This window comes from Marinobacter sp. BSs20148, from assembly GCF_000283275.1.
In the GTDB taxonomy this organism is placed as follows: Bacteria; Pseudomonadota; Gammaproteobacteria; order Pseudomonadales; family Oleiphilaceae; genus Marinobacter; species Marinobacter psychrophilus.
In genome coordinates this window covers 416,383-436,120 of the sequence record NC_018268.1, presented here as the reverse complement: position 1 = coordinate 436,120, position 19,738 = coordinate 416,383, and the positions used below count along the sequence as shown (strand labels likewise).

General features: G+C 54.7%; 19 protein-coding genes and 1 pseudogene. 11 read left to right on the top strand and 9 right to left on the bottom strand.

Annotation, left to right across the window (positions count from 1 at the left end):
- Nucleotides 1-18 precede the first annotated feature (18 nt).
- The 7 genes from MRBBS_RS01875 to pncB form a co-directional block, all read right to left on the bottom strand.
- Nucleotides 19-945: an ABC transporter permease gene (locus MRBBS_RS01875; RefSeq protein WP_014869730.1), complete on the bottom strand. Its 927-nt coding sequence runs from the start codon at nucleotides 943-945 to the stop codon at nucleotides 19-21.
- Nucleotides 945-1,802, bottom strand: a complete 858-nt coding sequence (locus tag MRBBS_RS01870; protein WP_014869729.1) for an ABC transporter permease — start codon at nucleotides 1,800-1,802, stop codon at nucleotides 945-947. Before MRBBS_RS01870 ends, MRBBS_RS01875 begins: the two co-directional genes overlap by 1 nt.
- Nucleotides 1,803-1,805: 3 nt before the next feature.
- A complete protein-coding gene (locus tag MRBBS_RS01865; RefSeq protein ID WP_144012679.1) occupies nucleotides 1,806-2,378 on the bottom strand; it encodes an ANTAR domain-containing response regulator in 573 nt (190 codons plus the stop codon).
- An 8-nt stretch (nucleotides 2,379-2,386) separates the two neighbouring features.
- Nucleotides 2,387-3,529, bottom strand: coding sequence for a transporter substrate-binding protein (locus MRBBS_RS01860; protein ID WP_041635027.1), 1,143 nt, complete (start codon nucleotides 3,527-3,529; stop codon nucleotides 2,387-2,389).
- A gap of 496 nt (nucleotides 3,530-4,025) precedes the next feature.
- Nucleotides 4,026-4,664 (bottom strand): isochorismatase family protein, encoded by a 639-nt coding sequence (locus MRBBS_RS01855; RefSeq protein ID WP_014869724.1) that lies wholly within the window; start codon nucleotides 4,662-4,664, stop codon nucleotides 4,026-4,028.
- A gap of 15 nt (nucleotides 4,665-4,679) precedes the next feature.
- On the bottom strand, nucleotides 4,680-5,540 hold the full coding sequence (gene nadE, locus MRBBS_RS01850; RefSeq protein ID WP_014869723.1) for an ammonia-dependent NAD(+) synthetase: 861 nt from the start codon (nucleotides 5,538-5,540) through the stop codon (nucleotides 4,680-4,682).
- A gap of 11 nt (nucleotides 5,541-5,551) precedes the next feature.
- Nucleotides 5,552-6,784, bottom strand: coding sequence for a nicotinate phosphoribosyltransferase (gene pncB / locus MRBBS_RS01845; RefSeq protein ID WP_014869722.1), 1,233 nt, complete (start codon nucleotides 6,782-6,784; stop codon nucleotides 5,552-5,554).
- 127 nt (nucleotides 6,785-6,911) lie between these two features.
- Here pncB and MRBBS_RS01840 point away from each other — a divergent pair, with 127 nt between their 5' ends.
- On the top strand, nucleotides 6,912-7,640 hold the full coding sequence (locus MRBBS_RS01840) for an NUDIX hydrolase (RefSeq protein ID WP_014869721.1): 729 nt from the start codon (nucleotides 6,912-6,914) through the stop codon (nucleotides 7,638-7,640).
- A gap of 131 nt (nucleotides 7,641-7,771) precedes the next feature.
- On the opposite strand, the gene MRBBS_RS01835 is transcribed toward MRBBS_RS01840, so the two are convergent.
- On the bottom strand, nucleotides 7,772-8,689 hold the full coding sequence (locus MRBBS_RS01835; protein WP_014869720.1) for a LysR family transcriptional regulator: 918 nt from the start codon (nucleotides 8,687-8,689) through the stop codon (nucleotides 7,772-7,774).
- Between the two features lie 116 nt (nucleotides 8,690-8,805).
- Here MRBBS_RS01835 and MRBBS_RS01830 point away from each other — a divergent pair, with 116 nt between their 5' ends.
- Nucleotides 8,806-10,266: an NAD-dependent succinate-semialdehyde dehydrogenase gene (locus MRBBS_RS01830; RefSeq protein WP_014869719.1), complete on the top strand. Its 1,461-nt coding sequence runs from the start codon at nucleotides 8,806-8,808 to the stop codon at nucleotides 10,264-10,266.
- 79 nt (nucleotides 10,267-10,345) lie between these two features.
- A pseudogene (locus MRBBS_RS01825) lies at nucleotides 10,346-10,564 on the top strand (aminotransferase class III-fold pyridoxal phosphate-dependent enzyme); the annotation flags it as partial.
- A gap of 86 nt (nucleotides 10,565-10,650) precedes the next feature.
- Here MRBBS_RS01825 and MRBBS_RS01820 read toward each other — a convergent pair.
- Nucleotides 10,651-11,343 (bottom strand): GntR family transcriptional regulator, encoded by a 693-nt coding sequence (locus MRBBS_RS01820; protein ID WP_014869717.1) that lies wholly within the window; start codon nucleotides 11,341-11,343, stop codon nucleotides 10,651-10,653.
- Nucleotides 11,344-11,468: 125 nt separating this feature from the next.
- Between MRBBS_RS01820 and MRBBS_RS01815 the strand changes: the two genes are divergently transcribed.
- From MRBBS_RS01815 to MRBBS_RS19595, 8 genes are all read left to right on the top strand, one after another.
- Nucleotides 11,469-12,818: a glutamine synthetase family protein gene (locus MRBBS_RS01815; protein ID WP_014869716.1), complete on the top strand. Its 1,350-nt coding sequence runs from the start codon at nucleotides 11,469-11,471 to the stop codon at nucleotides 12,816-12,818.
- Entirely contained in the window at nucleotides 12,818-14,128 is a 1,311-nt protein-coding gene (locus MRBBS_RS01810; RefSeq protein WP_014869715.1) for an NAD(P)/FAD-dependent oxidoreductase, read from the top strand. Before MRBBS_RS01815 ends, MRBBS_RS01810 begins: the two co-directional genes overlap by 1 nt.
- A gap of 41 nt (nucleotides 14,129-14,169) precedes the next feature.
- A complete protein-coding gene (locus tag MRBBS_RS01805; RefSeq protein ID WP_014869714.1) occupies nucleotides 14,170-15,252 on the top strand; it encodes a polyamine ABC transporter substrate-binding protein in 1,083 nt (360 codons plus the stop codon).
- Between the two features lie 81 nt (nucleotides 15,253-15,333).
- Nucleotides 15,334-16,473, top strand: a complete 1,140-nt coding sequence (locus MRBBS_RS01800) for an ABC transporter ATP-binding protein (RefSeq protein ID WP_014869713.1) — start codon at nucleotides 15,334-15,336, stop codon at nucleotides 16,471-16,473.
- On the top strand, nucleotides 16,470-17,402 hold the full coding sequence (locus MRBBS_RS01795) for an ABC transporter permease subunit (RefSeq protein WP_014869712.1): 933 nt from the start codon (nucleotides 16,470-16,472) through the stop codon (nucleotides 17,400-17,402). The genes MRBBS_RS01800 and MRBBS_RS01795 overlap by 4 nt, the downstream gene beginning before the upstream one ends.
- Nucleotides 17,399-18,208, top strand: a complete 810-nt coding sequence (locus MRBBS_RS01790) for an ABC transporter permease subunit (RefSeq protein WP_041635026.1) — start codon at nucleotides 17,399-17,401, stop codon at nucleotides 18,206-18,208. The genes MRBBS_RS01795 and MRBBS_RS01790 overlap by 4 nt, the downstream gene beginning before the upstream one ends.
- Nucleotides 18,209-18,570: 362 nt before the next feature.
- On the top strand, nucleotides 18,571-19,422 hold the full coding sequence (locus MRBBS_RS01785) for a putative bifunctional diguanylate cyclase/phosphodiesterase (RefSeq protein WP_014869710.1): 852 nt from the start codon (nucleotides 18,571-18,573) through the stop codon (nucleotides 19,420-19,422).
- Nucleotides 19,419-19,571, top strand: coding sequence for a hypothetical protein (locus MRBBS_RS19595; RefSeq protein WP_014869709.1), 153 nt, complete (start codon nucleotides 19,419-19,421; stop codon nucleotides 19,569-19,571). The genes MRBBS_RS01785 and MRBBS_RS19595 overlap by 4 nt, the downstream gene beginning before the upstream one ends.
- Nucleotides 19,572-19,738 lie beyond the last annotated feature (167 nt).

Genomic DNA, 19,738 nt, shown 5'->3' with positions numbered 1-19,738 from the left:
TTTTCCTTTAACTCAGGGTTAGGACTTATCGAGCGCTATACGCGGGTCTGCAAGAGGTACCAGCAGGTCCGCAATCAGGTTGGCAATAACAATGGCGACGGCGGACACCATGGTGACGCCGACGATGACGGGAATATCGACCCGCTGGATCGCCTGCCAGGCAAGCTGCCCAAGGCCGGGCCATCCAAAAACGGATTCAACCACCACCAGGCCGCCAATAAAGATACCGATGTCGATACCAATCATTGGAATCACTGGAATGATGGCGTTGGGAAGAACGTGGCGGAAAAGCACCCGGGCACGGGTCAGGCCTTTTGCACGAGCGGTGCGGATGTAGTCCTGCTGCAACACCTCGATCATCGACGAGCGCACCATGCGCGAATACCAGCCGCTGCCCAACAGCCCCAAGGTCAGAGCGGGCAGCAACACATGTTGAAACTCGCCATAACCCCCAAGGGGGAACCAGTCAAGATTGACGGCGAACAGGTACAGGAACAGCATCGAGGCAATGAAATGGGGTGAAGATACACCGACAAAAGACAAGGCCATCAGGAACCGATCGATCGCGGTGTTGCGCTTGAGCGCAGCAAGCATGCCCAGACTTACGCCAATTATTAGCTCAAAACTGATGCCCCAGGCCATCAGCTCCATGGTGGGACGAATGCGTGACATGATCAGAGTCGAGACTTCAGTGCGCTGGATATAGGAACGGCCCAGGTCGCCCTGCAAAAGGTTTGTCAGATAGTTGAAATACTGCTGGTAGAACGGGAGATCCAGCCCAAGCTGGGCCCGAATGTTGGCCACGGTTTCTGCCGTCGCACTGCGACCCGCCAATTGTCGCGCCGGGTCTGCCGGTATCATGTACAGCAACAAGTAAGTAATGAAGGACACGCCAAGCAGAATCAGGATGGCATAACCCAAGCGACGTAGAATATACATCGGCATTATCCGCGTCCTTTCAGTGAGGGGTCCAGCTCATCCCGCAGGGCGTCACCAACCAGGTTGAAGCTCAGCGCCAGAAGAACGATCGCCAGTCCCGGGAACAGCACAAGCCAGACCGCAGAGGTAAAGTAAGTCTGGCTTTCAAAAATAATATTGCCCCAGCTGGGAGTAGGAGGTTGTACCCCCACTCCCAGAAACGACAGAGTTGCTTCAAGCAGCACGGTTGTGGAAATGCCCAAGGTTGCCCAGACCAAAATGGTGGGCAAAAGATGGGGTAACAGATGAGAAAAAAGGATACGGAGGCTGCTCGCCCCCAGAGTGCGCTCTACCGCGATAAACTCCCGCGAAGCGATAGCGATGGTCTCGGAATATATAACACGGGCTACCTGCACCCAATTCACCATGGCAATCACCAGTGCCACGATCCAGATACTCGGCTGAAGAATTGCCGCCAGAGCGATAGCCAGTAGCAGCGCTGGAAATGCCATCATGAGATCGGTCAGCCGCATCAGTACCGCCCCTGTCCAGCCCCGAATGAAGCCTGCACACACACCGACTAATGTACCGATGAATATGGCAATGCCGTTGGCTACGACGCCGATGATCAACGACGTTTGGGCGCCGTAGATTAGCCTGGATAGCAGATCACGACCCAACAGGTCGGTACCCAGAAGAAACTTTTCGTTCGGTGGTAGCGGGGCGCCCTCCATGGTTAGGCCCTCAAAATACTGCATATTGGGGTCATGAGGAGCGACCCAAGGTGCCAGTACTGCGAGGCAAACCACGGTGACGATGACTACCAGTGACACAGCGACTGACTTGTGCCGGCACAGGTTACGTATCAGCGTTGGGAATGCCATCGCTTAGCTCCGCCGCCGCATGGGTTGGGTGTGGCACTCGATGTCTTGACAGATAGACTCGATACTTTGGTTGAGCTTCATGGACAGGGTACGAATACGCTCGAACGCCTCATGCTCATCGATTGCGCAGTCGATCATCAGGCGGGCAACGGCCTTGGCGGTCAGGTGTCGTGCCTGCAGTTTGGTGCTCAGGTCTTCGTTAGTATTCTCTAGCGCCGTCAATTGGTTTCGCAGGCCTTGCGCCATCATAAGAGTGGTGTACACCGAGCTCTGCGTGATGGGCTTGTTGAGCATGGCAGTTGCGCCCATGCGCATCGCACATTGAATTTGGGAGAGGGTTTCGTGATGGCTCAGGGCGATAATGGGAAGCCCCGCCACGCGTGCTCGCGCCAGCAGATCGGGACTTTCAAACTGGTCCAGCTCCACGATCAGGGCAATGACATCCAGAGATGTGTCGCCCTGGTCCCGCTGCAGGGTTGCGGTAGCAATGCCGAGGCGGTGCAGACTCTTACACAGTGTGGCCTCGGTGCGAGGGTCACAGTCCACCAGCAGCAGGGTGCGGGTCGGGGTTGCCATAGCACCTCTCATTTCACGATCCTCAGGTTGCTAGCGGTCATCTTTTGTAGCGCCGGCTGGCGATAGTCACGCAGGTCCGTCTTCACAAGGTAGGGGTCTGCCGACAGGCAGTCCCCTACCTGTTGGATAATTTCGAATCCATCCCCCTCGACCGCTGCTATATAACTGGGCAGGGAAAAGTGATTGTTGTGGGCAGACAAGGAGAGCCTTCCCAACACGGTCTCATGCTGGCCCTGGGAGAGCAGATCACAGATGCGATCAGGGTCGTCACTGCCTGCGAGTTCACAGGCTTTTGCGTAGAGGTGCATCGCGGTGTAGGCGCAAGCGTAGTAGTGGGACAACGGCAGGTCTTCGTGGCGTTGTCGCTGGGTCACTGCAAAGGCCGGATTCACCGCCTCAAAAAAGGCGCCGCAGGAGAGCAGTTGGATCTGGTCCGCACCGCGGATACAGGGCAATTCGGCTTCGGTGAAATTACAGCTCAGAACCGGCATGCGAACCCCTTTAAAGGCGCAAGCATCGCTGAGTTGGCGGAGAAAATGATAGGACGATTCCCCAACCAGATTATTGAGCACAAAAGCCGCCTCGTCCTTCAGGATGTTGGCGATCAAGGGTCCGAAATCGGTGCAGCCGAAACGAAAGTACTTTTCCCCAAGCACCTGGCCCTCGCTGAGCTCGATCAATTCCCGGGCGATGCGATTGCTTTCCCAGCCCCAGACATAGTTCGAACCCACCAGGTACGCATTGGCGCCGAACTCGCCGAGGGCGTAGCCAAGCAGCGGGATCAGATTCTGGTTGGGACAACCGCCGAGGTAGATAACGTTCTCGCTGCATTCAAAGCCCTCATAGGGGCAGGCGTACCAGAGCAAGCTTTTGGTTCGTTCGAGATCGGGAATTATTTCCTTACGGCTGGCGGAGGTGGTGGTGCCAAAGATATGGCGGGCGCCACCGTCAATCAGTTGGATAATGCCCTGAGCGTAGCCTTCAAGCCGACCCGCAGGGTCATAATGCTGGTGTTCAATTCGAAACCGACGGCCGGTGTCATCATTGATCTCCGCGATGGCATGACGAAGCCCCGCAAGGGTGCTTGCGCCCATGCGCCGGTATGTCCCTTCGGTGGACACCAGAATCCCGACTTCGACCGTTTGCTGCATAAAAAGTGTATCCCTGAAACAAAAAAAACCCGAAACGACCGGTAAAAACGGACATTCAGGCATCGGTACCTGGGCGCTAAAATTAACGCTTATTGTGCGAAGACTTACGGTCTCTGACCTGCTTCGGATATTCTATAAATTGGCATACAAAATCAGTGCCAGAAGCGTAATTCGATTGTAATAAAATTATAGAATGCTGAAATAATTAAGGTAATTAGTGTGTGACGGGTCAAACTATGATTGCGAATGGTAATGCGTCTGCCGGCAGATATGCTTCAAATTGGTGCAGTAAAAGCAAGTCTGAGCTATACGGGTGCAGCGAAGGGGTACGCCGAACAGAAAACCCAGGTGTTGCCGTCAAAGCTTCTCGCCGTTAATTACCAGTGAGTTTTAGGGGGCAACCCGGGGATGGTTCAGCCAGGTACAGCTACGGGTATAAAGTTCCGTGCGATTTGAATGAGGCGTACCTAGTTTTGTGCGGCACTGCCGAAGATCCCTACCGTGGCAGCAATCGCTTGACGTCGTCCGCATTGTTGGCGAACTCAGCACCGGCCTGCTTCATGTCGGTCATCGCTCGCTCAACGCTGTCCTCAGCGATACCCCGGACGGCGGCCAGATTGACGATGACCTGAAAGTCGGCGTTTCTTAACTGCAGAACGGTTTTGGCGACGCAGTAATCAAGCGCAAGACCACCAACAATGACAACGGTCACGCCCTTGCTTTTGAGGAACTCGATAACACCCGTGGTCACGGTATCAGCCAAATCGTGATAGCAGGCACCGTATGGGTGGCAGTCCGGGTCCAGACCTTTGTTCACCATAAAGTCATAGCCGGTGACGGGGTGCGGCAGGCCGTCCAGTAACTCGAAACCTACAGTTCCCAGTTCGGCGTGCCGAGGCCACTTAATGTCAATATTTTCGCCCTCAACCTTACTGAAAACGTCTTCGGGCGTGTCCGCGATCCACTGAGCATTTGAGGGGTGAGCATCCCGGGAACCAACCCGAAAAGCGGCCAGCTCGGCCTGAGCGTTCAGCTCATCGACGATTTGGTCACCTTCCGGTACCGGCAGTTCATTCGGGCACAGAGGCGTGAACGTCTTCTGTGCGTCTACATCAAACGCGGCAATGCAGGTCATATCAGAACTCCGTGCTTACTGTGTGTCAGCGGGCTTGAAGGCACCCATAACCGCCAGCGGGTCACACCGTTTGTGCTGAGTTTTTTCATACTGAGCGACCAGCTTGCGAATTTGATCGTCGGAACCGCCCTTGAACTCCAGGAAATCATCAATGACGTCGTAAGAAAAACCCAGCACGTCTTCGTCCGCCAGTTGTGGCCGCAGGCATTCCAGATCGGCCGTTGCCGGTTTGCCGGCCATCTCATCGCTGGCGCCCAGCTCTGAAGCCAGACGACGAACCTGACGCTTGCTCAGACCACGCAGCGGCAGCAGGTCACAGGCGCCATCACCCCACTTGGTAAAGAAGCCGGTTACCGCTTCCGCATTGTGGTCGGTGCCCACGACAAGCCCGTTGTTCAGGGCGGCAATCTCATACTGGGCGGTCATCCGCACGCGTGCCTTAACGTTGCCCCGTTCAAAGTCAGCGCGTTCCAGGCTGATCTCAGAGTCATTCACCACAACCGCGGCATGAAGCGCGTCTACGCTCGGCTTGATATCGACAGTCATGATGCGGTCCGGGTCAATAAATTGCAGCGCCGCCTGCGCAGCGTCTTCATCAACCTGCTCACCGTAAGGCAAGCGAACAGCGATAAATCTGGCTTCCGGTTTATTGGTTTTCATTCGGTCAGCCGCCAGTTGACAGAGCTTGCCCGCGACCAGTGAATCAACGCCTCCGCTGATACCGAGAACCAGCGTGCTGCGCCCGGCACTTTGAAGTGTCTCGCACAGGAACGTGACACGTTTGGTGATTTCCATGCCCCAATCGCGATCTTCTGTGGGCTGAACGCCCAACTCTTCCAGAATGCGGCCGGCGGTCATGTAGAGTTCTTTACTCATCAGTCTGCTCCTTATTGAACGTTGAACCGGGCCTTCAGGTTGGCCAAGTACACAGGGTCATCACACATGCTCTTGCCGGGCTCATCGCTGATCTTCGCCACGGGCATGCCATTGCACTCAACCATCTTCATAACGATGTTCAGAGGCGTGTAAACGTCACCGCCGGGCGTCACGTAGTCGCCCAAGTCGTTGCTCAGAAACGTTCCAATGCCAAAGCTCGTCTGAATCCGACCCTGAAAATGTTCCGCGATATCCAAAGCTCGATTGAAATTCAGGCCGTCACTGAACACCAGCGTTTTCGTCATCGAATCAATGCCCAAGGCTTCATAGTGGGCGATGAACTTTTCGCCCCAAATGATGGGGTCACCGCTGTCGTGGCGCACACCAGAGAACAGCACCGAGAACAAATAATCAAAGTCCGCCAGGAAGGCATCAGCGGTGATGCAATCGGTCAGGGCAACACCCAGGCGACCGCGGTAGACCTGATTCCACACTTCCAGAGCTTCTTTCTGTGACTGTGCGACATTTACAAGCGCCTGATGCGCCTGCAGGTACTCGTGCGCCATGGTGCCGATGGCTGTGAGATTGTATTCCTGGGCCAAGTGGTAATTGCTGGTGCCGATGAAGTTGTCGGGCAGTGCTTTGGCCAAATAGCCCACCACGCGGTTATGCACGGTGTAGGAGAAGCGGCGGCGGGTACCGAAGTCGGCGAACTTGAACGATTCAATGCCGCGACGATCCAGCTCCAATTTCAGCTGCTCGACCTTTTCATAGAGCACATCCTGAAACAGACCCTCATCAACATTGCCGTACCGGCGACGGTTACGAACTTCACTAACGATGGCCAGTACCGGAATCTCGAACAGGATGGCGTAGAGCCACGGGCCGTTGCACTCAATGACCAGCTTGCCCTGCTCCACCCGGATTGACAGGTAGCGCTTGGGATCGAAGCGGTACTGCCGCAGGAAGTCTATAAAGGCTGGATTGAGGAACCGAATCTTGCTCAGGTACGTCAATTCGTTTTCGGTGAAACCCAGCCCCTCGAGATCGTGCAAGGCTTTGCGAATTTCACCGACATATTGCGCCAGGTTCTCATCGGTCCGGCACCGGAATTTGTACTTCACGATCACCGGTGCGTACTTTTCGAAAACGACTTGCTGCATGTGCAACTTGTAAGCGTCGGTATCCATCGCACTGGTGATGGTCTGCTGGCGGAACAGTGATTTATCGACGGTTGCGTTCATCGCTCTACTCTTCAGTCAATTCATTTGACGATAAACGTAGCGTCTAATTATTCTTGTGTCAATTGATTTGACAGAAAAAGTTCGGATGGTATTCTTAGTTCAACACTTACTGACCGGAGACGCCTTAATGGTTGTCACGCTCGATTTTATTTGCCTGCGCTTGAACCCGGAATCCGGGCTTCCGGAAGTCATGCTGCAAGAGCGCCAGAAGGGGCCAGAGAGCGGTCGATACGCCCTTGTGGGAGGTTGGGTATGGGAAGAACCTGCGTCTGACGGGGGTGATTCAGATGAAACCCTGGGCGATGCCGTAACCCGCATTCTAAAAGGCAAGGTTGGCTTCTTGCCAAGTCATCTGGAGAAGCTCCCTCCGGAAGGAAGCGTGACCCGGGACGCATCACTGGGGTGGTCCGTGACGATTCCATTTCTATGTCTGTTCAATCGCCCGGATATGGCCGAGCTGGATCAGCAGGACGGAATTAAGTGGGAACCCATCGAGTCGATTCTGGCCGGGGAATACCCTCTACCTTTTGATCATCGCAAGCTCGTGAACATCGCTTACGAAGCGTTTCTGAACAAAATCAAATACTCGTCGTTGCTGCTCTACCTGCTCCCCGAGAAGGTTGCCGTGCGTCAGATAGTTGAAGCGTACGATATCTTTGGTATCTGCGTGAAGAAACAAACGGTGTTCAGTCGGTGGGTAAATACGGGGCTACTGGCAGAAACCGGAGAGAAGCGTTCGATGGCGGCGAAGGGCCAGCCATCGAAGCTTTACGGACTGGAAGAGGAATCTCTGTCTTATTTCGACAGCGAGATTGGCAAGAGCTACAACAAAGCGCTGTCTGCCGCTCGCTCCTGAATTTCAGAAATCCTGCCCTCTCCATTATGGCTCTATGCTGGCATGTGCGTATTTCAGCGTAATCCACACGACTGAAACAGGCAGGTCAACACATCGTGTTTAGGATTGGGGCATCGAGTTTGATCATGCTTTCACGCAATCATCCAATGCTCAAAAAAAAGTTCCCGCGCTCTCTTAGCCCTGCCGTATGTGCGCGTGATGGCGCAGACCTCCAACGAATATTGCTTGGTTTCCGGCACCAGAGCGCACAAATCCCCGGCCTCAACGTGCCGCTGAACGAAGGCGTCTGGCATGAACCCGATGTAGGCACCGGACAAAATCATCGCCAGCCGTGCTTCGTAGAAATAGGAAATGGCCGCCTTGTTCATATCCGCCAATTGAGCGCCAACCTCGGGGCTGGTGTGAATCCCTGCGTGAACAACCTTGCTGGAGAGAATCTGATCCCGTAGCTGTGGCGATGGCTTTGCATTGAAAAGTGGATGTGTGCGACTGCAGTAAAGGTGACAGGCGTCAGCGTACAGACGGCGATAATCCAGCCCGGTGAGCTGGCGATGATAAGGAATCAGACCTATATCCGCTTCGTCGTTCAGCACCATCCGTTCGATATCGCTGAGCGGCCTCACGTCCAGCAACACATTCACGCTGGGCGCAGCTTCCGTGAATCGCGCAATCGCCGGTGAAAGCCCGGATTGCGGATCCATGCAAATGGCATCGCTGGCAATAATTCGAAGCTCACCGGTAAGGCTGACGTGCAACGCGTTGACACCGGTACGGAAGCCTTCTAGAGCTGAAAGCAGTGTTTTCATCAGCTCATAAACCTCAGCACCCTCCTCCGTCAATGAAAAACCGCCCCTGCCGCGTAAGCAGAGCTTGAGGTTCAGGCGGCCTTCCAAGTTTGCAATATGAGTGCTGATGGTTGAACGTCCAATGCTAAGCTCTCTTTCAGCCGCTGAAAACCCGCCGCTCTCGACAACAGCCTCGAACACTTTAAGAAGACGGACTTCGTAATCACCGATCTGCCCCAACCTGATCTTCAGATCTTTTTTCATTGTTTGATGACTCTCAACGTATACATCCAAACATTCTTATTTATCACACAAACACCTCGCTATACCATCTCCTCAACTGCATAAGCCACTTTGGCCAGCACGTTTTGGAGCCCTTTATGACGTTAAATCTCAATCAGCCAGACTTGTTTCGGGATCGTGCCTTTATTGACGGGCAGTGGGTCCAGGCTGCCGAAGCGCGAACGTTTCCGGTCTTCAATCCAAGCACCGGCTCTACGCTGGCCTCTGTTCCTGATCTGGGCGCAGACGAAACCCGCGCCGCCATCGATGCTGCAGAAAAAGCGCTAAAACCCTGGCAGGCCCTTACCGCAAAAGACCGCGCTGCTCTCCTGCGCAACTGGTTCAACCTGATCCTTAAGAATCAGGATGACCTAGCCACCATCATGACCAGCGAACAGGGCAAACCCTTTGCAGAAGCCAAGGGCGAAGTCGCCTACGGCGCGTCCTTTGTTGAATGGTTTGCGGAAGAAGCCAAACGCATTTATGGCGACGTTATTCCCGCTCACGGTGCCGATAAGCGGTTGCTAACCATCAAACAGCCGATTGGTGTGGTTGCGGCGATCACGCCCTGGAACTTCCCGATTGCCATGATCACTCGGAAAGTCGCTCCGGCGCTGGCGGCGGGCTGCACGGTTGTGATCAAACCGGGTGAAGACACCCCGTTGTGCGCGCTGGCGCTGGCAGAACTTAGCCAGCAGGCCGGTATTCCCGCAGGCGTTTTGAATGTGGTTACCACACTGCAGGCACCGGAAGTGGGCCGCACGCTGTGTGAAGATTCCCGGGTACGCAAGCTGTCGTTCACCGGCTCAACGCTAGTGGGCAAGCTACTGATGCGTCAATGTGCGGATACGGTAAAAAAAGTGTCTCTGGAACTGGGTGGTAATGCGCCGTTTATTGTTTTTGACGATGCCGACGTGGATGCGGCCATCTTCGGCTTGATGGCTTCCAAGTTCCGCAATGCCGGCCAGACCTGCGTATGCACCAACCGCATTCTTGTTCAGGACGGCGTTCACGACCTGTTCGTTGAAAAACTGAACGCGGCCGTACGAAAGCTAAAAACTGGTGATGGATTCGGTGAGGCGGTAACCATAGGCCCACTGATTAACGACAAGGCGGTCAATAAAGTACGCGGGCTTGTTAACGACGCGCTGGCCAGTGGCGCCCTGATCACTCAGCAAAATTCTGGGACTCTGGATAACCCGAACTTCTATCCGCCCACTGTTTTGACCGGCGTAACCGCAGGCATGCGCATTGCACAGGAAGAAATTTTCGGCCCGGTGGCAACGGTTTTTCGTTTTACCGAAGAATCAGAAGCTGTGGAGCTGGCAAACGACACGCCATTTGGCCTTGCCGCTTATTTTTACAGCCGCGATATCGGCCGGGTATGGCGCGTAGCGGAGGCTCTGGAGTACGGCATGGTTGGCATCAATGAAGGACTGATTTCTACCGAAGTTGCGCCGTTTGGCGGTATCAAGGAGTCGGGCATCGGCCGCGAAGGCTCCCGCTATGGCATTGATGACTTTTTTGAAATCAAATACTTGTGTATGGGCGGCCTTTGAGTGTTGCTCTTACCGGATAAGGAGGGAATTGATGAATAACGCGCAGTTGAATGAATTGAAGAAAAATATGTTGCCAACGGCGCTGCTAGAGCGGGTGATGCACACGTGCCAAACCGCTATGCCCTACGCGGGGTGCGTCCAAGTCGCTGAGAAGCTGAGTCAGATCACCCCGGTGCGAGGGCATGCCAAAGTCATGTTAGTGAACTCCGGCGCTGAAGCTTTGGAGAATGCGGTCAAGATTGCGCGAGCGGCAACGGGTAAAAATAACGTCATCTGCTTTGACGGCGGCTACCACGGCAGCCATCGTAATTGAACCCGTTCTAGGCAAGGGCGGTTTCTGACCTTAAGCACCATTCAAGCCCAGACATTGCAACGTCCAAGCCCTCATGCCGCGCCTGTCGAGACCAGCAGGTTTCTGCCTGAGTTCAAGACGCCGTCTCTGATGTCGTTGGTAATGGCGTCTTGCAGGGCGGTTTCGTCGCGGGTCGTCAGGGCAGCCAGAATCTCCTTGTGACGATCAATCTCATAATATTCCGTGAGCCGAGTGAGGACTTGGCGCTGGAACGGGCCAAGTTGCAACCAGATACTTTCAATGATGGGCATTGAGGCCCGGGCCGGGTTAGCCATGTACAGAGTGCGATGAAAGGCCTGGTTTAGCAGAGTCAGTTGATCGAGATCTCTCTCAAAGATCAGCTCGTCCATCCTGTTATCCATTTCCGTCAGCTTTTCGATAATGAAATCCGACATGTAGTGTAGCGCGCGTTTGGCTGTGTGGACTTCGACCACAACGCGGAGTGAAACCAATTCTTCAAAGCGGTCAAGTGTCATTAAAGGCACCATAATGCGCCGGTTGTCTTTGATCTGTATCGCATGTTCCGAGCTGAGCTGCCGTACCGCTTCGCGAACCGGAGTCGGACTTAGGCCTAGACGTTCAGCTAACCCACGCATTGTCAGTGAGGTGCCAGGCTCGATCGCGCCCAGCATGATTGCGTTGCGAAGGCGCTTGTATACATATTCTTGTGTCGTCCCGGATATTGCTGGAATATCCGGAATATTGAGTTCGCCGTTGCTGGTCATCAGGCCGCCCTAAAGTGTGTTGATCGGAACTATATTACCTAAAAAGATTGACACAATGAAAGCAATGATATACATATTTAACAAATGATATCACAATTTTTAAAACAGTATTGTAAAGGTGACGCATGTCTGACAATAAGGCCGAAATCTGGCTGGCACAGCATCCAGAGATTGATTCCATTTTTGCCTGCGTTTGCGATTTAAACGGCACGATGCGTGGCAAGCGTGTGCCAGTTGATCAGTTGTCCAAGGTAATAGACGGCGGGCTACGGATGCCGTTGTCGATTGTCGGCATGGATATCTGGGGCGAGGATGTCGAAAACAGTGAGCTGGTTTTCGAGACGGGCGATTCTGATGGCTTGTGCGATTTTACCGGCCGCCCTTTGATGCCGGTCACCTGGACCAGTCGCCCGACGGCGCTGGCGATGCTGTGGATGCGCCAAGAAGAAGGCGGACCGTTTCCGGGCGACCCGCGCAGGGCCCTTGCGCGCATTGCCGAGCAATACAAAGAACTCGGACTGACGCCGGTGGTGGCGACCGAGCTGGAATTCTATCTGGTCGACCCCTCGGAAGATTACCCGCAAGCGCCACGATCCCCGGTTACCGGCAAGCGGCTGGAGTCCGACGGCGCGATGTCGCTGGACGAACTGCAACACTTCGATGAATTTCTGAACGATGTTTACGATGCCTGCGAATTGCAGGGTATTCCTGCCGATGCTGCGATCTCGGAAAACGGGGCGGGCCAGTTCGAGATCAACATGCGCCACGTTGCGGACCCTCTGCGCGCCGCCGACGATGCCGTGCTGTTCAAACGACTCGTGCGCGGCATTGCCCGCAAGCACGGGCTTGCCGCTACCTTCATGGCGAAACCTTATGGCGACCTGTCTGGCAGCGGGTTTCACACGCATTTCTCATTGATCGATGAAAACGGGATAAACGTGTTCGACAACGGCGGCGACGAAGGTACGCCAATGTTGTTGAACGCGGTGGCCGGGCTGTTAGCCACGATGCAGCAAAACACGCTGACATTTGCGCCGCACGAAAACTCTTATCGCCGCCTGCTGCCCGGCGCTCACGCGCCGACCAGTGTCTCTTGGGGCTATGAGAACCGAACCGCGGCCATCCGTATTCCCGGCGGAGACCCCATAGCGCGGCGTATAGAGCATCGCGTCGCGGGCGCCGATGCCAACCCCTATCTGGTGCTGGCCAGCATTCTGGGAGGAGCGCTGCTGGGCATCGAAAACGAGATGCAGCCGGCGGCACCCATCACCGGGAACGCGTATTCAATGAACCTCGACAATTTGCCGCTGGACTGGGCAACCGCCATCGACGCCTTTCGCAAGGGTGCCGATGTGCCGACCATCTTCTCCAAACGGCTGCAAACCATGCTGGTCGAATGCAAGATGCAGGAATTGCGTAAATTTGCCCGCTACGTGACCAAGTTTGAATATGACAGCTACCTGGAGATCGTGTGATGAACCCCCAGAATGACTCCTATGCCGGCAACGGCAGCCACGCCGCAAGTTATTACGCCGCCTCGGCTAATGCCGCGCCGGAACGGGCGGAACTGACCGGTGACCATCAAATAGACGTCTGCATCGTCGGCGCCGGATATACCGGGCTCTCGACGGGGCTTTACCTTGCGGAAAAAGGCTACAAGGTCGCCATTATTGAGGGTGCGCGGGTTGGATGGGGCGCCTCGGGACGCAATGGGGGGCAGATCGTCAACGGGCTGAACGCCAGTCTGCAGACAATCAAGAAACGTTACGGACAAGACACAGCCACATTCGTCGCCGGTCTGGTGCAGGAAGGTGGCGAGATTATCCGCGAGCGGATCAGCACCTACGACATCAAATGCGATCTGAAGGAAAAGAACATCTTTACCGGTCTGACCAGCGCCCATATGGGCGAACTGGAAGAGCGGATGAAGCTTTGGGCCAGTTACGGCCTCAAGAATCAAGAGATGCTGGATAAGAACCAATTGCGCGAACACGTGAATTCAGACCTCTACGCGGGCGGATTAATCGACCATTCCGGCGGCCACATGCACCCGTTGAACCTGGCCTTGGGCGAGGCAGCGGCGTTTGAGCAGAACGGGGGAATCATCTATGAGATGTCGCCGGTGATCGACGTTGATCAAGCGGCGGCTCAGCCAGTTGTCAGAACGGCCAAAGGCACCATGACTTGCAAGACGCTGGTTCTGTGCGGTAATGCGTACTTGGGCCACGTGGTGCCAACGCTAACGTCGCGGGTGATGCCTGTGTCAACGCAGGTGATGGCAACCGAGCCTCTGGGTGAGGCGCGTGCGCGGGAATTGATACCGACGGATGCCTGCGTCGAGGATATCCGCTACATCCTCGATTACTATCGCTTGTCCGGCGACAACCGCATGTTGTTTGGCGGCGGCACGGTTTACGGTGGCGCCGATCCCAGTGACATCAAAGCCAAGTTGCAGCGCAACATGGACAAGGTCTTTCCACAGCTTAAAGGGGTCAAAATCGACTACGCGTGGAGCGGTAATTTTGCCCTCTCGTTCAGCCGTGTACCCCAGATGGGCCGCATCGGCGGGAACACCTATTTCGCCCATGGCTACAGCGGCCATGGCGTTACCGGGTCGCACACCTTCGGGCGCATTCTGGCCGAGGCCATCCACGGCGACCTGACCCGGTTCGACGTGTTTGCCAAAGTACCGTGGTATCCGTTCCCCGGTGGACGCATGCTCCGTGTACCGTATTCGGTAATGGGTTCCTGGTGGTACGGGGTGCGCGACAAAATCGGTATCTAATAAAGTAACAGTAAAATATGAAAATTCTTTAGGAGAACACCATGCTAAAAAAAACACTGATCTTTAGCGCGCTGGCGCTGACCACTGGCGTAGCTTGTGCCGAGGGTGAGCTGAACGTATATCACTGGTCTGATTACGTGGCTCCCGACACGATTGAAAATTTCGAGGCAAGAACCGGCATCACGGTTAATTACGACGTGTTCGACAGCAACGAAGTATTGGAAGCCAAGATGCTGACGGGCTCCAGCGGTTACGATGTGGTGGTTCCGTCTATCGAGTTTCTCGCCCGCCAGTCGCAGGCCGGCCTTTATGCGAAGATCGACAAGAGCAAACTGAAGAACTACGGCAATCTTGACCCCGACATTCTCAAAATCATCGAGGTGAATGACCCCGGCAACACCTATGGAGTGCCTTACATGATGTTCTCCGTCGGGATCGGCTATAACATTGATATGATCAAAGAGCGCATCGATGCCGACAAGATTGGCAGCTGGGACATGTTTTTTGACCCCGATACCGTGGCCAAGCTGGCCGATTGCGGCGTTGTGATAATGGACTCCCCGACCGAAGTGATGTCGTCGGCTCTGAATTATCTGGGGCTGGATCCGCACTCCGAAGATAGTGCCGATCTGGAAAAGGGCAGTGAGCTGATGATGGGCGTGCGCCCGCACATCCGCTATTTCCATTCGTCGCAATACATCAACGATTTGGCCAATGGTGATATCTGCATAACCATTGGTTATTCCGGTGACATATTGCAAGCGCGTGATCGTGCCGCCGAAGCAGGGCAAGGCATCAATATCGCTTACACGATCCCCAGAGAGGGCGCTGTGATCGGTTTCGACATGCTGGCAATCCCGGACGATGCACCCAATCCTGAAAACGCGTTAAAGTTTATTGACTACATCCTCGAGCCAAAAGTTGCCGCAGACATCACCAACTACGTCTACTTCGGTAACCCGAATACCGCTGCGACGGAATTCGTGGACGAAGACGTGGCTAATGATCCCGGCATTTACCCTTCTCAGGACATTAAAAAGAAAATGTTCGTTTCCAAGCCTCACGCAGCGCGCTATGACCGAGCACTGACCCGCGCCTGGACTACCATCAAGACTGGCATGTAAGCCTATGCACTGCCGCGCGGATTCGCCTCGCGCGGCAATCCTTTTCCAAGATCGTTTCTTTTGGGGAAATGGGGAATTATCATGTCCGAAGCTATTGCAGTTACAAGTTTAAAACCCTGGACAGATCCAAACGCTGTACCTTTTTTAAAAATCAATAATGTGACCAAGAAATTCGGCGAGTTCACCTCAGTCAACAACGTGTCGCTGGAAATATTTAAGGGCGAGATTTTTTGTCTTCTGGGCGGATCGGGTTGCGGTAAGTCTACGTTACTGCGGATGTTGTCGGGATTTGAAGACCTTACCTCCGGCCAGATCATTATCGACGGTCAGGACCAGGCCGGCATTCCGCCTTACAGACGACCCACCAACATGATGTTTCAATCCTACGCGTTGTTTCCGCACATGACGGTGGAAAAAAACATCGCGTACGGGCTGAAACGCGACGGTTTGCCCAGGGCAGAGATTGCTACGCGCGTTACAGACATGTTGTCGCTGGTGCAGATGGGGGCGTTCGCCGCCCGCAAACCACATCAACTGTCTGGCGGCCAGCGCCAGCGGGTCGCGCTCGCGCGCGCGTTGGTGAAAAAGCCCAAGCTGCTGCTGCTGGACGAACCGCTGGGTGCGCTGGACAAGAAGCTGCGCGAAGAGACCCAGTTCGAATTGATCAAGATTCAGGAAAGCCTGGGTGTCACTTTCGTGGTTGTTACCCATGATCAGCAAGAGGCGATGACCTTGTCTAGCCGGATCGGCGTTATGACCGCGGGCAAGATCGTCCAGGTTGGAACTCCCCGCGAGATATACGAGTATCCGCAGAACCGGTTCGTTGCAGACTTTATTGGTTCGGTGAATATCTTTGAGGGCCGTATTGCCGAAGACGGCGAGAGCCACGTTGTTGTGGCCTGCCCCGAAGCCGGTTTGGGGATTTACGTACCCCACAGCATCAGCGGTGTTATTGGCCAAAAGGTCGCCGTTGCGGTGCGACCGGAAAAAATGCAGATCAGCAAAGACGACCTGGGCGACTTGCGCAACAAGCTCAGCGGCACCATCGATGAGATTGCCTATATGGGCGATTCGTCGATTTACCAGATACGCCTGGACAGCGGAAAACGCGTGCGCGTCAACCAATCCAACCTTTTTCGGTCCGAAGAGAGTTCTCTGAATTACGGCGACCGGGTGAATCTGGGCTGGGCGGGTAACGCCGGGATTGTGGTGACGTCATGAGCAGCCTGCCGTTGGGATCGCGCATCGGGTCGCTGCTGGGCCGAATGGGCCTGAAGGGGCGCCTCTTGGTTATCGCTATTCCGACCGTCTGGCTTCTGGTTTTTTTCCTGATTCCGTTCTTGGTGGTCGCGAAAATTTCGTTTTCCGAGGCTGCCATTGCCCGCCCGCCCTACCTGCCAGTCGTGGAGTGGATTGACGGGTTTTTCAGGGTAAATCTTAACTTCAATAACTATTTGTTTCTGTTAGAAGACCCTCTCTACCTTGCAGCCTATCTGGGATCGGTCAAGATTGCCGGCGTTGCGACACTCATTGCCCTGTTGATCGGGTATCCGATGGCCTACCTGATTGCGCGCTCGCCTCCTGATCAGCGTAACCTGCTGCTGATGCTGGTGGTGCTCCCTTTCTGGACATCTTTCCTGCTGCGCGTTTACGCGTGGATCGGGTTTCTCAAAGGCAATGGGGTTATCAACAACCTGCTGATGAGTATTGGCATCATCGACGAGCCGCTGGTGATGCTACAGACCGATTTTGCAGTCTATATTGGCATTGTTTATACCTATCTGCCGTTTATGATTCTGCCGCTTTACGCCAATTTAGTGAAACTGGACGAAGCGTATCTTGAGGCATCTTCCGATTTGGGCGCGCTTCCGGTCACTACGTTTTTTACCGTCACCGTGCCGCTGTCGCTGAGTGGGATTATTGCGGGCTGCATGCTGGTGTTCATTCCCGCCGTCGGCGAGTTTGTTATCCCGGCGCTTCTGGGCGGGCCGGATACGCTGATGATAGGCCAGGTACTTTGGAACGAGTTCTTCTCGAACCGGGATTGGCCCGTCGCCTCGTCGGTCGCTATTGTGATGCTATTTGTGCTGGTGATTCCCATCATGCTGCTGCGCTGGGCTCAGTCAGCGGGCGAAGGAGAAAACCGATGAAACGTAGATCCCGGTCTCTCATGATCTTCGGCGTTCTGGGTTTCGTGTTCCTTTACGCGCCCATCCTGTCACTGGTGGTTTTCAGCTTTAACGAGAGCCGCCTGGTGACCGTTTGGGGCGGGTTTTCGACCAAATGGTATGGCGAGCTGTTCCGTGATCCACAAATCCTGGATGCGGCCTGGGTCAGTCTGCGTGTCGCACTGGCCAGCGCGACTCTGTCGGTAGTGATTGGTACGGTGGCGTCTTTCGTGTTGGTCCGGTTCAGGCGCTTTCGCACTAAAACGCTGCTGAGCATGATGATCACCGCACCGCTGGTTATGCCCGAAGTTATTATCGGGCTGGCGTTGCTGCTGATGTTTGTTGCGATGGAGAGCATTCTTGGTTGGCCCGGCCAACGTGGAATTATGACGATTATTATCGCGCACTCGACCTTTGGAGCGGCCTATGCGGCGGTGATTATACAGTCGCGGTTGGTGGACATGGATCTGTCGATAGAAGAGGCGGCGCTGGACCTTGGAGCACACCCGGTCCGGGTGTTCTTCGACGTAACACTGCCAGTCATTGCCCCGGCATTGATGTCTGGCTGGCTGCTGGCCTTTACCCTTAGCCTGGACGATCTGGTGGTTGCCAGCTTTGTCTCTGGCCCAGGTGCTTCAACCCTGCCGATGGTGATCTTTTCTAAAGTCCGACTGGGGGTAAGCCCGGATGTGAACGCGCTAGCGGCGATCATTATCGGCGTTGCTTCGATAGGGATCATTGTTGCGGCCTTGCAGGTGAGCCGTAGCAAGAAGATGTCCCAGAATTGAGACGCAAAAAAAATCAGATTAGTTTGATCCTGTCCGATATCCTGGGACGTCCTTCAAATGCAAAGCGACAGCAATGTGCTGCTCAACCGCCCGCTTTGAGGGCGCAGCGGACACCCTTACCGTTCACCCCTTGCTTGGTGCACATCGAGTATTAGAGGGAGTTGCCTACCCCGTCTTCACACCACCGGGCACCGATGGGTCGGACCGACGATTCCGCACCACGGCGATTCATGGCTGGCTCTGAAGCTGGCTCATAGTATCCAACAACTCACCAAGGACAGCCGAATCAGCAACCGATTTTTGGCCAGACGCTTATTCCAGCTGAACTCGTACTGAGAAATGTGTGTTTACTGTGGAATTCAATGGCGTGGCAGGGCAGAAACACTTGGCAATGGTACAGCGGTCATAAAGCCGAGCACCACTGGCTCAGCGTAAATACGAGGCATGACCTTCACGCCGCGCTGAAGGAAAACCAGTTTGAAATCCATTACCAGCCCCTGGTAGAGGCCGTTACCGGGCGTATGCGCAGTTTGGAAGCATTGCTACGGTGGCATCATCCTACCCGGGGGATGGTCTCCCCCGGTAAATTCATTCCACTGGCCGAACAAACCGGCCAGATAGTGCCCATAGGTCTCTGGATTCTCGAGCAGGCCTGCGCAGAAATGGCAGACTTCAATGCCCATAGAGGGCAGGCATTGCCGGTTGCAGTCAACGTATCATCACTGCAGTTTGTTCGTGACGGATTCCTTGACGACGTCCGCCAGGTGCTCAACGAAAACGGCCTACCGCCACAACTGTTGGAAATGGAAGTAACTGAAAGCGTCTTGCTGGACGGAGACAAGCCCCTGATCGAGATGATGGAAACCCTGAAAACCCTGGGCGTGCGCATGGTCCTGGATGATTTCGGGACTGGCTATTCCAGCCTGAGTTATCTTCAAGACCTGCCCGTTCACAAAGTGAAACTTGATCGCAGCTTTGTTGAGAAAATCACAACAAATCACAAGATGGCCGCCATCGTTGAGGCCGTGATCACCATGACTCATCACATGGATATGACCGTGGTTGCGGAAGGGATAGAAACCCGGGCGCAGCAGGAAGACCTGGCCCGCCGGCACTACGATATCCTTCAGGGGTTTCTGTTTGCCTGGCCGATGCCTTTGGCCGAGTTGAAGAAGCTGCCTGACCTCTTGCCGGCGAATCCCGCGACATTATGAAGAGACTGAGTAAACGCCTGGCCCTGGCCACGCCTATGCCTGCGTTACTGATTACTTTGACATTAACGCCGCTTTTCTGGCCGAGCATTGAAAGTCGGGTGGAGAGTGCCCGTATCACGGCCCAGGTGCTGCTGGAGCGCCGAATATGATGTGTTCCTCCAGGACGTGAGCGAGCCTGAATCACTCTTTGGCCATTGCAGAATTTCCCTCTGAGGTGAAGTACCTCAGCAATGCGCAAAAACCCAATGGTAGATTAAACCGGTCATTGCGACATAGCACGCTGGTAACTATGGAGACTTTCAGCTGGTCTGACATT